Annotated in this window: 17 protein-coding genes; all 17 read left to right on the forward strand. The window is 37.2% G+C overall.

What is annotated here, in order from left to right; genetic code table 11:
- The first annotated feature begins 45 nt into the window (after window positions 1-45).
- The 17 genes from RUH95_RS13185 (at window position 46) to atpE (ending at window position 14264) form a co-directional block, all read left to right on the forward strand.
- Window positions 46-642 (forward strand): thymidine kinase, encoded by a 597-nt coding sequence (locus tag RUH95_RS13185; protein ID WP_313893348.1) that lies wholly within the window; start codon window positions 46-48, stop codon window positions 640-642.
- Between the two features lie 120 nt (window positions 643-762).
- The gene (prfA, locus tag RUH95_RS13190; RefSeq protein WP_313893349.1) at window positions 763-1842 is read left to right on the forward strand and encodes a peptide chain release factor 1; all 1080 of its coding nucleotides are present in this window, start codon (window positions 763-765) and stop codon (window positions 1840-1842) included.
- Window positions 1835-2692 (forward strand): peptide chain release factor N(5)-glutamine methyltransferase, encoded by an 858-nt coding sequence (prmC, locus tag RUH95_RS13195; protein ID WP_313893350.1) that lies wholly within the window; start codon window positions 1835-1837, stop codon window positions 2690-2692. The genes prfA and prmC overlap by 8 nt, the downstream gene beginning before the upstream one ends.
- Before the next feature lie 44 nt (window positions 2693-2736).
- Window positions 2737-3264 carry a stage II sporulation protein R gene (locus RUH95_RS13200; RefSeq protein WP_313893351.1) on the forward strand — a complete coding sequence of 176 codons (528 nt, stop codon included), beginning with the start codon at window positions 2737-2739 and terminating at the stop codon, window positions 3262-3264.
- A gap of 68 nt (window positions 3265-3332) precedes the next feature.
- Window positions 3333-4358 carry an L-threonylcarbamoyladenylate synthase gene (locus RUH95_RS13205; RefSeq protein WP_313893352.1) on the forward strand — a complete coding sequence of 342 codons (1026 nt, stop codon included), beginning with the start codon at window positions 3333-3335 and terminating at the stop codon, window positions 4356-4358.
- 287 nt (window positions 4359-4645) lie between these two features.
- On the forward strand, window positions 4646-5149 hold the full coding sequence (locus tag RUH95_RS13210) for a manganese efflux pump (protein WP_313893353.1): 504 nt from the start codon (window positions 4646-4648) through the stop codon (window positions 5147-5149).
- Window positions 5150-5206: 57 nt separating this feature from the next.
- Window positions 5207-5650 (forward strand): low molecular weight protein arginine phosphatase, encoded by a 444-nt coding sequence (locus tag RUH95_RS13215; RefSeq protein WP_313893354.1) that lies wholly within the window; start codon window positions 5207-5209, stop codon window positions 5648-5650.
- The gene (locus RUH95_RS13220; protein ID WP_313893355.1) at window positions 5650-6954 is read left to right on the forward strand and encodes a methyl-accepting chemotaxis protein; all 1305 of its coding nucleotides are present in this window, start codon (window positions 5650-5652) and stop codon (window positions 6952-6954) included. The genes RUH95_RS13215 and RUH95_RS13220 overlap by 1 nt, the downstream gene beginning before the upstream one ends.
- A 203-nt stretch (window positions 6955-7157) precedes the next feature.
- A complete protein-coding gene (rpiB, locus tag RUH95_RS13225) occupies window positions 7158-7598 on the forward strand; it encodes a ribose 5-phosphate isomerase B (RefSeq protein ID WP_313893356.1) in 441 nt (146 codons plus the stop codon).
- 21 nt (window positions 7599-7619) lie between these two features.
- Window positions 7620-8165, forward strand: a complete 546-nt coding sequence (locus RUH95_RS13230) for a TIGR01440 family protein (protein WP_313893357.1) — start codon at window positions 7620-7622, stop codon at window positions 8163-8165.
- An 18-nt stretch (window positions 8166-8183) separates the two neighbouring features.
- The gene (gene glyA, locus RUH95_RS13235) at window positions 8184-9419 is read left to right on the forward strand and encodes a serine hydroxymethyltransferase (protein WP_313893358.1); all 1236 of its coding nucleotides are present in this window, start codon (window positions 8184-8186) and stop codon (window positions 9417-9419) included.
- Window positions 9420-9524: 105 nt separating this feature from the next.
- Window positions 9525-11714, forward strand: a complete 2190-nt coding sequence (locus tag RUH95_RS13240; RefSeq protein ID WP_313893359.1) for a bifunctional diguanylate cyclase/phosphodiesterase — start codon at window positions 9525-9527, stop codon at window positions 11712-11714.
- 67 nt (window positions 11715-11781) lie between these two features.
- Window positions 11782-12411 (forward strand): uracil phosphoribosyltransferase, encoded by a 630-nt coding sequence (upp, locus tag RUH95_RS13245; protein WP_313893360.1) that lies wholly within the window; start codon window positions 11782-11784, stop codon window positions 12409-12411.
- Window positions 12412-12637: 226 nt separating this feature from the next.
- A complete protein-coding gene (locus RUH95_RS13250; RefSeq protein WP_313893361.1) occupies window positions 12638-12856 on the forward strand; it encodes an AtpZ/AtpI family protein in 219 nt (72 codons plus the stop codon).
- Window positions 12857-12862: 6 nt separating this feature from the next.
- On the forward strand, window positions 12863-13237 hold the full coding sequence (locus RUH95_RS13255; protein WP_313893362.1) for an ATP synthase subunit I: 375 nt from the start codon (window positions 12863-12865) through the stop codon (window positions 13235-13237).
- 26 nt (window positions 13238-13263) lie between these two features.
- Window positions 13264-13974 (forward strand): F0F1 ATP synthase subunit A, encoded by a 711-nt coding sequence (atpB, locus tag RUH95_RS13260; RefSeq protein ID WP_313893363.1) that lies wholly within the window; start codon window positions 13264-13266, stop codon window positions 13972-13974.
- Between the two features lie 65 nt (window positions 13975-14039).
- A complete protein-coding gene (atpE, locus tag RUH95_RS13265; RefSeq protein WP_313893364.1) occupies window positions 14040-14264 on the forward strand; it encodes a F0F1 ATP synthase subunit C in 225 nt (74 codons plus the stop codon).
- Window positions 14265-14395 lie beyond the last annotated feature (131 nt).

A 14395-nucleotide genomic window follows, 5' to 3' on the forward strand; every position in this document is an offset into this window, starting at 1 on the left:
TTTTAGGTATGATGAGTAAAGGTTATTTGAAAGGGGATTATTTAAATGTTTATTACATCCCAAATGGGCTGGGTAGAAGTTATATGTGGAAGTATGTTTTCTGGGAAATCAGAAGAATTAATTCGTCGTATTAGACGTGTACAATTTGCCAAACAGAAAATTGTCGTGTTTAAGCCGATGATTGATAATAGGTATAGTGAAGAAGCAGTAGTAAGTCATGATGGAACATCAACAATTGCGATTCCCATTCAACATTCAGAAGAAATGTGGCAGCATATTTCAGATGAAGTCGATGTCATTGCAGTTGATGAGGCACAATTTTTCGATGAAGGCATAATAGAGGTTGTATCGCAATTTGCGAATCACGGCTATCGTGTAATTGTTGCGGGGCTTGATCAAGATTTCCGTGGGAAGCCGTTTGGACCGATGGCAGCTATTTTATGTATGGCGGAGCAAGTAACAAAGCTTCATGCAGTATGTGCGGTTTGTGGTTCAGAAGCTAGTAGAACGCAAAGACTTATTAATGGACAACCTGCGGGAGCAGAAGATCCGATTATTCTAGTAGGTGCAGCTGAAGCTTACGAGCCTAGATGTCGTCATCATCATGAAGTACTTGTTGGGACAACCGCATTAGAACAATAATATTTTGAAGAGTAGCCGTCGCTGCTCTTTTCTTTTGATTTATGTGAAAAAAGTAGCGGTTACTACTATTTTTCTTTATAATAAGAATGTTAAACACTTGAAACGAACGAGGTGAGCTCGATGTTTGATCGATTACAATCGGTAGAAGATCGTTATGATAAATTAAATGAAATGCTAAGTGACCCAGATGTGGTCAATGACACAAATAAACTAAGACAATATTCGAAGGAACAATCGGATTTGCAAAATACGGTAGATGCTTATCGTGAATACAAAGATGTCAAATCGCAGTATGCAGATGCAAAGCTTATGCTAGAAGAAAAGCTAGATGCTGAAATGCGCGATATGGTAAAAGAAGAAGTAAATGATCTGGAAGAACAAATCGAACAATTAGAAGAGCGTTTAAAGATTTTATTGATCCCGAAAGATCCGAATGATGATAAAAACGTAATTATGGAAATTCGTGGAGCAGCTGGTGGAGATGAAGCGGCGTTATTTGCTGGTAATCTATTCCGTATGTACAGCCGTTATGCGGAAACTCAAAATTGGAAAGTTGAAGTGATGGAAGCTTCTCCAACAGGGCTTGGTGGCTTCAAAGAAATTATTTTCATGATTAACGGAAACAACGCTTTTTCAAAAATGAAATACGAAAACGGAGCGCATCGTGTACAACGTGTTCCAGAGACAGAATCAGGCGGGCGAATACATACGTCAACCGCGACAGTTGCAGTACTTCCTGAAGTAGAAGAGGTAGATGTGGATATTCACGAGAAAGATGTGCGTGTCGATACATTTGCATCATCAGGTGCTGGTGGACAATCGGTTAATACGACGATGTCGGCGGTTCGTATGACGCATCTTCCAACAGGTATAACGGTTTCTATGCAAGATGAGAAATCACAAATTAAAAACAGAGAAAAAGCGATGAAGATTCTTCGTGCGCGTGTTGCAGATAAATTCCTACGAGAAGCACAAGCGGAATATGATGCTGTTCGAAAATCAGCGGTAGGTACTGGGGACCGTTCAGAACGAATTCGCACATATAATTATCCACAGAATCGAGTAACGGATCATCGTATAGGATTAACGATTCAAAAACTTGACCAAATCTTGGAAGGTAAGCTAAATGAAGTAGTTGATGCATTAATCCTAGAGGATCAAGCAGATAAATTAGATAGATTGAATGATGCGAATGTCTAAGACAATTTTTGAGGCCCTAAAACGGGCTTCTTCTTTTTTAGAGGAGAAAAATAGAGAAAAGGAAGTAGCGCGCCACTTATTGCAGCATATACTCCAAAAAAGTTATTCACAGCTCGTGATGGGAATGCAAGAGAAGATATCCACAGAAGATTACGAAACATTTTGGACCTATGTGGAGGAGCATGCAACAGGGCGACCTTTTCAATATATTATTGGGCAGGAAACATTTTACGGTCGAGATTTCTTCGTCAATGAAAATGTTTTAATCCCACGACCTGAAACAGAAGAGTTAATAGAAGAAGTAAAACAACGAGTACAATCACTTTTTAAAGCGCATGAACCACTACAAATTGCCGATATAGGGACAGGCAGTGGTGCAATTGCTATTACGATAAAAAAAGAAATTCCATATGCCCACGTTACTGCAACAGATATTTCCGACGGAGCACTTGAAATCGCAACAAAAAATGCACAACTTTTAGAAGTAAATCTAGAATTTAAACAAGGTGATTTACTTGCACCTATTGCTGAACGTAAGTGGGATGTTATTGTATCGAACCCACCATATATAGGAAATCATGAAGCGGAAACGATGTCTGATACGGTTATTGACTACGAGCCACATCTTGCTTTATTCGCTGAAGAAGATGGTTTGCAGTTGTATAGAAAAATGGCAGAACAGCTACCGCCTCTTATGAATAATCCGAGTTTCATAGCATTTGAGATTGGTTATGAACAAGGTCCGGCAGTCCAAAAAATGCTTCAACACGCATTTCCTACTGCTTTGGTAGAAGTAGTCCAAGATATTAATAAAAAAAATCGTTTTGTATTTTGCACAATCAATGAATAAAATATGAATCTACTGGTAACAATGTTCCTAAGGGGGAATGCACAATGTTACCAGATTACGAGATAAAAAGAGCGACTACTACTAGACAAAAAATAGATTCCATTATTTTCTTTGTATGGGTGCTTCTTATCATACAAATGTTTTTATTTCTTTTATTCCAAGAAGACCAAAATACAGACGGTTTACGTTTCCGACTAATCGCAAACAGCAACACAACGGCAGATCAACAAGTAAAAAATGAAGTGAAGCAGTCAATCGAACCGATTTTAATGAAATACAATAATAATCAACGCGAGACATATGCAGAACTCGAACAAGCTGTGGATAAGTTGTCAGAAAAATTAAACAAACCAATAAATATTTCAATCGGACAAGCATTATTTCCGCCGAAAGAGTGGAATGACGGCATTGCACCGCAAGCATTAGTGGATTCGATTGTCATAAAAATTGGTGCTGGTCGTGGGGATAACTGGTGGTGCTCAGTATTTCCAAAAGCTTGCTTTAAAGAAGAAGTAGAGGAAAAGCCAAAGTTTTTTGTATGGGAATGGTTAAAGAAAAAGTTTTCCACGTAGTTATCCACAAAGAGAGTGAAGTTATCAACAAATTGTGTATAAGTATAGAAGAGAGGAGAAAAAACAAGATGAAAACTGGAATGGTGAATGTGGATAACTTATCCACAAAAGAACAGGGTTATACACAGGCTGTGGATTTGTTGAAATCTGGAGAAGTAGTCGCTTTTCCAACAGAAACTGTATATGGATTAGGTGCAGTTGCGACGGATGAAGCGGCGGTTCGCAAAATTTTTGGAGCAAAAGGTAGACCTCAAGATAATCCACTTATTGTTCATATTGGAGAAGTGGCAGAACTAGAGGCATTTACAACGAATATCTCATCTTTGGCATACGTATGCATCGATGCTTTTTGGCCAGGACCACTTACACTTGTGTTGCCGTTAAAAGAATTTTCACTTGCGAAAAATGTTACGGCAGGTTTAGATACAGTTGGTGTACGCATACCAGAACATCCAGTAGCACTGGAATTATTGAAGCGTTTAAAACAACCAGTAGCTGCCCCTAGCGCAAATAAAAGTGGTAAACCGAGCCCGACGAAAGCAATCCATGTATGGGATGACTTAAATGGCAAAATTCCGTTTATCGTGGATGGAGGTACGACTGGAATTGGGTTAGAATCAACAGTATTAGACTTCACTACGGACATCCCGACAATTCTTCGACCGGGTGGTGTCACAAAAGAGATGCTTGAAAAAGTAATTGGGCAAGTGAATGAATCTAAATTTACTGACGATGTAAAAGCACCACGTGCTCCTGGAATGAAGTACGCACACTATGCACCGAATGCACCTGTGTATTTAATTGAATCTTCTATTGAAGTGGTGAAAAATGCAGTTGCGGACATACATAAGGAACATAAAAAAGTAGCGCTAATTGCAAGTGAGCAGTTTGGTCAAACAGCAGCTGATTATTTTTTTTCATTAGGAAAAGAAAATCAGCTAGAAGATGCAGCGGCGTTATTATTTGATGCACTTAGAAATTGTGATGGTACAGATGCCGATATCGTACTAGCACCCGTTTTTACGAAGCAAGATGTGGGAAGTGCTATTATGAATCGCCTAGAGAAAGCTGCAGATGGAAATTATTATGAATAGTGGTGTATTGCAGAATCAATCAATCCCAGTATGCACTTATTCAATCCCGTCTGTTGGTTATCTAATTTCTTGAAAATTTGTGCTAATAGGAAAAAAACTAATACCTTTTAGTGCTAAAAAACTCGTTTTCTATTTGCGTTACGTCCTCATTCGTACTTTATGTAGAAAACGTACGGAAATACAAAATTGAATAAAATGGTTAATCAACAGGCGTGTTATTCAATAATTGTATTCTCTTCTAGTTGTTTGCATACATTTAATTATGCGAACGAACGGGGGAGATTTTTTTGTGGAAGGAAATTTTAGCTGGGGTTTTGGTGTCTGTGGATGTACTTATTTTATTTTCTCTCGTATCGTATAGAAAACAAGTAGTTTTGCTTGCGATATGGACAGCGATATTACATATGATTCTTCCTTTAATCGGCTATTTAGCAGGAACGATTGTGCAACAATATTTACAATATGCAAGTCCTTACTTATCGGCAGTATTGCTTATTCTAGTTGGGCTACAAATGCTTCTCACACAGTCACCTAAAAAATCTCCTTTATTTTCTCCTTATTTAATTGCGGTACTCGCAAGCTTGGACACCTTTTCAGTAAGTATTTCATTTGGTATGCTTAAATTAGAGAAATTATTGTTTATTATAAGCTCGGGAGTATTTTCGTTTATTGCCGTATTTATTGCACAGCAGTTTATTTTTAAATATACCTTTATGAATCGAAGTATCATTATGAAACTAGCTGGTTTATTATTAATTGTAATGGGTTATTTAGTTTTCAAAAATATTTAACAATTTTCAATCTATTTTAGAACAATTTACTATATACTAGAGATGGGGAAATGATCGATGAATATTTTATTTGTCTGTACTGGGAATACTTGTCGTAGTCCTATGGCGGAAGCGATATTGAAAGCTCGGAATCTTGAAAATGTACATGTTCGCTCAGCAGGAATTTATGCGATGAATGGAGAGGAAATGTCTTTGAATGGGCAATTGGTATTAGAAAATGCCCTCATTCCATTTACTCATGAATCTTCCTCTTTGCAAGAAGAAATGATAGAATGGGCAGATATTGTACTTACGATGACAGCCTCGCATAGACAGAATATTATTCTAGCATTTCCACATGCAATATCGAAAATCTATATGTATAAAGAGTTTGTTACTCCACAAAATGTGCGTGATGTGTCAGATCCTTATGGAGGAAGTTTGCAAACTTATGAAAAAACGTTTCAAGAATTGAACGCACTAACAGATGAACTAGTGAAAAAAATTCAGGGGGATTTGTGATGAGGGAAAAGAAGAAAAGGTATTCGTTTGGAATACAAAAGAAAATTGTGTTATTCGTTGCGATTTTAGCTTTAATTACATACTCAACAAGTGCATTTTTTATTCATTATGTACAAGCGTTTGTCTTTGGGAGCGGAGCAGCAACTGTGCAATTTGAAATTCTGACATATGCTGCGGGTATTTTGTGGTCCGGAATTTTAGCTTATTTTTTCAGTGGCATTATTATCAAACCGTTATTTAGTTTAGAAAAGGCAGCTACTTTAGCTTCGGAAGGTAAAATTGGGGTAGAAGTAGAAGTACCGAATTCAAAAGATGAAATTCAATCTGTAGCTATTGCTTTTCAAGCGATGCTCGTTAATTTAAGAGATATGGTCCAAAGTATTGAAAACAACTTTGATAAAACAAATAATACTGTTCAACAACTTTCGAAGGAATCGGCAATTGCATCTGAACAAGCGGACGCAATAGCATCAACGATCGCACAAATTTCGGAAGGTGCGGAAAACTCAGCAGCGGCTATTCAAGATACAGCCGAATCGATAGAAGATGTACGTGTTCTTGCATCAGAAGTGAATAATAGGGCAGAAAAATCGACTCTTCAATCGAAAGAAATGATCCAAGAGCTTACACAAACAACAGTAGTAATTCAATCCCTTGTTAGTGGCATTCAAAAAATTGCTACAGGTAATGAATCAGCGCTTGGAAATATTCATCAATTAGAAGAAAATGCTGTAAAAGTCGAAAACATTATCCAACTTGTTGGAGATATTGCGGCGCAAACGAATTTACTTGCGCTAAATGCATCTATTGAAGCCGCGCGTGCAGGGGAGCATGGTAAGGGTTTTGCAGTTGTAGCAGAAGAAGTTCGTAAACTAGCAGATGAAAGCGCGAAAGCAGTGCAAGGAATTACAGAATTAATCCAAGCGATTCAATCCAATGTGCAAACCGTTGTGCACCAAATGACAGATCAAGTAAGCTTTGCGGTTGGAGAAGCGAAACGAGTTTCTGAAACGAATGCTGCCGTGGAAGGTATGTCCAATAAAATTCACGAGATGGCAGATTCCGTCGTAGAAATTTCTACATTTGTTGAAAAACAATTAACGAATATCGAAAATACAGCACGTCAATCTCAAGAAGTTGCAGCAATTGCGGAAGAAACATCTGCTGGTGCAGAGGAAGTAAGAAGTGCAACAGACGAGCAAGCTCGTTCAATTGGAGAAATCGATCGTTTATCCGTGGATCTTAAACACCAATCGGAAGATCTGTATAAAGTGATCAATCAATTCGATCGAACGTCTCAATAAATTAACGAACATAAAAAAGAAATAACTATAAAATGTTCGTATTTCGGAGTTTTTTGGTGGAAAAAATGAAGCGTAATTAAAAAAAATGTCAGAAATTCATTTGATTTTTAATATAAAATACAATTCACTTTGTGTGAATTGTATTTTTTTATTCTGAAAAATGGTATGATGGATTAGAATTCAAACAGAAAAGAGGGAACGAGTTGAAAATCGCAATTTCTTCAGATCACGGTGGTAATAACCTTCGTAAAGAAATTATTCAACAGTTAGAAGAGCTTGGGCTTTCCTATGAGGATTTCGGTCCAACAAATAATGATTCGGTAGATTATCCAGATTATGCAAAGCCAGTTTCAGAAGGTGTTGCAAGTGGTAAATTTGATCGCGGAATACTAATTTGTGGTACAGGCATTGGTATGTCGATTGCTGCAAATAAAGTAAAAGGCATTCGTTGTGCATTAGTACATGACGTATTTTCTGCAAAAGCTACTAGATGTCATAATGACTCGAACATCCTTGCGATGGGAGAACGAGTAATCGGTCCAGGGCTAGCGAGAGAAATCGTTGCTACTTGGCTTGCTCAAGATTTTGAAGGTGGTCGCCATGTACAACGCGTAGAAAAAATCACTGCAATTGAGAACGCATAATTTAAGAAGAGGGGATTTCAGATGGAAGCAAAACATTTGTGGAAACAACAAATAGAACAGCTTCTTATCGAAGTAGAGCAGCAAGCTTTTTTAAGAGAAAATGATATATTTGTCATTGGCTGTTCGACCTCGGAAATAATAGGCGAAAAAATAGGAACTGCCGGTGGATTAGAAGTAGCAGAAGTGCTATTCGAACCTTTGTATGCATTTGCCGAAAGAAATAGAGTTCATTTAGCTTTTCAAGGGTGTGAACATATAAATAGGGCAATTACAATGGAACGAAATGCGCAAACACTATATAGATTACCAGAAGTTTCGGTCATTCCAGTTGCTCGTGCAGGGGGTTCTATGTCTGCATACGCGTATACTAAATTCCATGACCCAGTAGTAGTCGAGCATGTTCAAGCACGTGCTGGCATTGATATAGGACAAACTCTTATTGGTATGCAGCTGGCACCAGTTGCCGTACCAATTCGTGTGTCTACAAAACAAATTGGGGAAGCAATTGTTACGATTGCGAAAACACGTCCAAAGCTAATTGGCGGAGAACGTGCATTTTACGGATGATATTGGAGGAGAACAAAAGTGGAGAAAATTTTATCACAAGATCCAGCAGTATATGAGGCAATGCAAGCAGAGAAAAAGCGTCAGCAAGTAAATATTGAGTTAATCGCATCAGAAAACTTTGTATCCGAAGCAGTTATGGAAGCACAAGGTTCTGTTTTAACAAATAAATATGCTGAAGGTTACCCAGGTAAACGCTACTATGGTGGCTGTGAGCATGTTGATGTAGTAGAAGATATTGCTCGTGATCGTTTGAAAGAAATTTTTGGAGCTGAGCATGCAAATGTGCAGCCGCATTCAGGTTCTCAAGCAAATATGGCTGTTTATATGACGGCTTTACAACAGGGTGACACGATTTTAGGAATGAATTTATCACATGGTGGTCACTTAACACATGGTTCTCCTGTTAACTTTAGTGGATTACAATATAACTTTATCGAATACGGTGTTAATAAAGGAACGGAACTAATTGATTATGATGAAGTTCGTGCAATTGCATTAGAGCACAAACCGAAAATGATCGTAGCGGGAGCGAGTGCATATGCACGTATAATCGACTTTGCTAAATTCCGTGAAATCGCTGATGAAATAGGGGCGTATCTTTTTGTAGATATGGCTCATATTGCAGGCCTAGTTGCTGCTGGTCTTCATCCAAATCCAGTTCCACATGCACATTTTGTTACTTCAACAACACATAAAACATTACGAGGACCTCGTGGTGGGCTTATTTTAACGACAGAAGAATTTGCGAAAAAAATTGATAAAACAATTTTCCCTGGAATTCAAGGTGGTCCGTTAATGCACGTAATCGCTGCGAAAGCTGTTGCATTTGGCGAAGCGCTTCAACCAAGTTTCAAAGAATACCAAGCACAAGTAATTGCAAATGCGAAAGTGTTAGCAAGTAGTTTAATAGAAGAAGGAGTTCGTATCGTTTCTGGTGGAACGGACAATCACCTTATGTTATTAGACGTAACTGCACTTGGTTTAACAGGTAAAGTTGCGGAGCATGTATTAGACGAAGTTGGAATTACAGTAAACAAAAATACAATTCCATTCGATACAGCAAGCCCGTTCATCACTTCGGGAGTTCGAATTGGAACTCCAGCTGTTACTTCACGTGGTTTTAAAGAAGACGAAATGAAAGAAATTGCTTCTATTATTGCGAAACTATTGAAAAATCATGAAGACGAAGCAGTTATTAACGAATCAAAAGATAGAGTTTCTGCTTTAACTTCTAGGTTCCCATTATATAATTAATAGAATAGTAAGAAAATAATCTACCTTTGTCGAAAGATAAGGTAGATTATTTTTATGCTATTGATTAGAATAAATTGAAAGGGTATGAATGGGGCGAATGGGGCAATGATAGATACAAAGAAAATAGATAAAGAAGATCTATTTGTATGGCTATGTCATATAGGTTCTCAATTTAATTCTGCTTTTCTTATAACAGATCCAGATTTTCCAAATGAACCGATTGTTTTTGCAAATGAAAAGTTTACTGAAATAACGGGATATACCGAACAAGAGGTACTTGGGGAAACCAATCATTTTTTGAACGGAAAAGATACATGTTTGAACACATTAGTGCAAATTGCAGAAAGTATAAAGAATGATGCAATTGCGAAAGTGGAAATATTACATTATAAAAAAGATGGAACACCTTTTTGGAATGATTTAGTTATCCAAGCTTTACATAATGAAGAACAAAAAAATATATATAATATAGCAATATTTAGCGATATTACGAGAGAAAAACAGCAAGAGGCTATCGTGCTATTGCAACAAGAAATATATAAAGGAATTGAAAAGGGATATGCCCTTAGTATTTCTCTTCAAAAAATTTGTGATATGACCGAAACTTTTTTCCCAGCAGGTGCTAAATGCAGCATATTGCAAATTGCAAACGATGAAACGATGAGAATTGCAGCAGCAAAGTCATTACCAACAGAATTCAATGAAATTGTTCATGGGCTAAGCATTGGTACGAATATGGGATCTTGTGGAAATGCTGCCTATACAAAACGAAATGTAATAGTAGATGATATTCAACATGCTGAATGCTGGAAGGATTTTAGAGAAATTACGGAAAAGCACCATTTAAAAGCTTGTTGGAGTTTCCCAGTTATAAATCATGAGAATTGTGTCATTGCGACATTTGGAATTTATTTTTCGGAAAAAAGAAAAGCGAAAGAATTAGAATTAGAATTTATTCGAAAAGTGACTCCTTTAGTTTTATTAGCATTAAAAAATGCAGAAAATCAAGAGAAAATACTTAATCTTGCATATATTGATCCTTTTTCCAAATTAACAAATTACAATTATTTTTTGTCGGAATTTGAAGAGATGATGAGTGATAAGCCAAGTGGATTTTTATTGTTAATACAGCCTTCGGGATATACGAATATTGTAGATTCATATGGGAAAAAGCAGTTAGCATCTTTACTCAGTCAATTGAGTGGCCGTATTCGAAAGTTAGCGCATAAAATGGAAATAATTATTTCTAGAAGTTCAGAAGCATCGCTTATTATTGCAGGAGAATGTGAGGAAGAAGATATTCCACTTTGCATGAGCAGATTTTTGCAAGCAGCAAAGGATCCCATTATATTGGATGGAATGGAGCTTTTCATCTCGCTAAGAATTGGGGTAGTTTCACTTAGTAAGTATTCGGGGAGCTCAGGGGATATTGTAAGACTTGCGGATATTGCACTTACACGTACAAAATTACAAGCTGGTGAATCTGTTGTATTTTATGAAGATAGGTTCGGCACTGAAATTCAAGAAAAAATGGCAATACAAAATGCGCTGATTTACGCTATTAAAAACAAAGAGTTTTACGTGCATTTTCAGCCTAAGGTAAATGTGCAAACAGGTTTAATAGAGAGTTTTGAAGCACTAGCGAGATGGGATTCAAGCAGTTTGGGATCAGTGAGACCAGATGTATTTATACACGAAGCGGAATCTTTGGGGAAAATACAAGAGTTAGAAATACAAATTATCGAGCAAGTTTTAAGTTGGTTAGTGCGAAGGAAAGCGGAGAAATTACAGCTATTTAAAATCTCTGTTAATATTTCAACGAATCATTTTTATGTCCCTAATTTTGTCAAGAATTTAGTGAGAATGGTTTCAGATCACGGTATTGATCCGAAATATATATGTTTGGAATTGACAGAGAGTATCGGATTATTCGATTTGGCTACAGCAAGAAAAATATTAACGGATTTAAATAAACATGGCTTTGTGAGTTCGGTCGATGATTTTGGGAAAGGATTTTCTTCCCTAAGTTACATTCATCAATTACCTGTTTCTGAAATAAAAATAGATAGAAGTTTTATAAGTAACTTGGAAGAGCCAGGCGCAAAAGTAATCGTTGAGACGATTATTCAGTTAGCGAAAAGTATGAAAATGAGCTCTGTTGCGGAAGGAATTGAAACAGAGGAACAACTGAAAGTACTGAAGCAGCTTCAGTGTCCAATCGGTCAAGGTTTTTATTATTACAAACCAATGTCGCTGGATGAAATAGACGCAATATTAAGAGCGCAGGATTACTAGTATGTAACCTGTGTTTTTTGTTATAATTAATAGAAGTGTAAATTAAAACGAAAAGGAGAAATGTACAATGCCTAAAGTATTTGTATTTGATCACCCGCTGATTCAACATAAACTTACATATATCCGAGATGTAAAGACAGGAACAAAGGAGTTTCGTGAGCTAGTAGACGAAGTAGCTACACTAATGGCTTTTGAAATTACAAGAGATTTACCGTTGAAAGAAACCGAAGTAGAAACTCCGGTCCAATTAACGAAATCTAAAATACTAGCAGGCAAGAAGCTTGGTATCGTGCCAATCTTGCGTGCAGGAATCGGTATGGTTGATGGCATATTAAAACTAATTCCAGCAGCAAAAGTAGGTCATATTGGTCTTTATCGTGATCCTGAAACATTACTGCCAGTAGAATATTATGTAAAATTACCTGCCGATGTTGCTGATCGTGACTTCATCTTAGTAGATCCAATGCTTGCAACAGGTGGCTCAGCAATTGAAGCGGTAAATTCCTTGAAAAAACGAGGAGCGGTTAGCATTAAATTTATGTGTTTAATCGCGGCTCCAGAAGGCGTAGAAGCACTTCAAAAAGCGCATCCAGATGTAGATATTTATATTGCTGCATTAGATGAAAAATTAAATGATCATGGGTATATTGTTCCAGGTCTTGGTGATGCAGGCGACCGTTTATTTGGAACGAAGTAATAAAAAGTGTTTATGGACACTAAAAAGCTTTAAATTTGTCGATAAAATGTCAAAATGTTTGGTTGTGTGAAGTTTTTCACTCTTACTAATTGACATCAAATTGCCCCTATTGTATGCTTACAAAGGATAATCATGATAGGGGTTTCATGCTTGAAACACGAGTCATATCAACTTTCTACTAGATTCACAGTTTTTACTGATATAGGAAAAACATGGGGATTCTTTTATGCGTCAGACAAGACGTCCGTTACATGGAATGGTTTTATATTCTACCATTCTCTCGCAGCTTGTCGGTTCTTTATTAATAGGTGTTTTCACAGGGATGTGGCTAGATAACACGTATGGAACCACTCCGGTATTTTTAGTAATAGGTGTACTTATTGGCCTTCTGGTTAGTATGTTTGCTCTTGTTACTACCATTCGAAAATATGATTCAGGAGACTAAAAACCAATGCTAGAAATGCAACGTATTTTTACGACGCAAAAAAAGTATATGTTATTTTTGCTCGCAGCATGTGCACTAGGTTGGGGTTTGACCCCGTATTCGACAATTTTTGCAGGTATAGCCCTAGGCTCTTTATTTGGTTTGTATAATTTCTGGATTCTAACCCGTAGAATGGAGAAATTTGACCGTGTGCTAAAGGAAGGGAATGGACGAGCAGGTCTTGGCACAGCGATGCGTTTTGCATCAGGTGTTGCAGCTGTAGCTCTTGCGATGACATTTTCGAGTTACTTCCATTTAATAGCCACAGTTGTTGGATTAATGATTCCCTATGTTCTGCTTGTAGTAGAGCGGATTATATTTCATGCAAAAAAGCATGATTAAGGATGCGAAAGAGAGGTGAATGAATCGTGGATCATAAAAATCCAGAATTTGAGTTTCTAGGGATGTATGGTAACTGGTCAAACATTTTAATGCTTGCCATCACTACACTCATCGTTTTCTTAATCGCTTTTATTGCGACAAGAAACTTGAAACTGAAGCCAACTGGTATGCAAAACTTCATGGAGTGGATAATGGACTTCGTGAAAGGAATTATTAAAAGTAATTTCGACTGGCAGACTGGCGGGCGATTCCATATTCTTGGGATTACAATTATTATGTTTATATTTGTTGCAAACGTGTTAGGTCTTCCATTTTCAATTTCTTATGATGGCGTGCTTTGGTGGAAATCACCAACTGCAGATCCTACAGTAGCAATGACTTTAGCGGTAATGATTATTGTTTTAACGCACTATTATGGTATTAAGATGAAGGGTCTAAAAGAATATGGGAAAGACTACTTAAAGCCGCTTCCATTTTTACTCCCTTTGAAAATTGTAGAAGAATTCGCAAATACGTTGACACTAGGTCTTCGTCTTTACGGAAACATCTATGCAGGAGAAGTTTTATTAGGACTACTTGCAACTCTAGCAACATCAAGTATTTTTGGCTTTGTTGGAGCAGTAATTCCGGCAATAGCTTGGCAAGGTTTCTCACTATTTATCGGTGGGATTCAAGCGTTCATTTTCGTTATGTTAACGATGGTTTATATGTCACATAAAGTGTCAACAGACCATTAATATAACTGTTTAGTATTACTAAGCAGAAAAAAATAATAACAACATTCCAAGGAGGAAATTACACAATGATAGGTTCAGTTGGTCTTTTAGCAGCAGCTATAGCAGTTGGTTTAGGTGCACTTGGTGCAGGTATTGGTAATGGTTTAATCGTTTCAAAAACAGTAGAAGGTATCGCTCGTCAACCAGAAGCGCGTTCAGCTCTTCAAACTGTTATGTTCATCGGGGTAGCGTTAGTTGAAGCCGTGCCGATTATCGCAGTTGTTATCGCGTTTATCGTATTAAACAAATAATTTGTATGCAAGTCTTTAATGGCGGGGGAAATTCCGCCATTCTCTTTATGCACGTTTGAATTAGAAAATAATGCACAAAACTTTACATTATAGAAGTTAGTTCCCTTATATAGCGTTTGAAAGGAGTGAAA

Origin of the sequence: Psychrobacillus sp. (assembly GCF_032154225.1) — a bacterium.
In the GTDB taxonomy this organism is placed as follows: domain Bacteria; phylum Bacillota; class Bacilli; order Bacillales_A; family Planococcaceae; genus Psychrobacillus.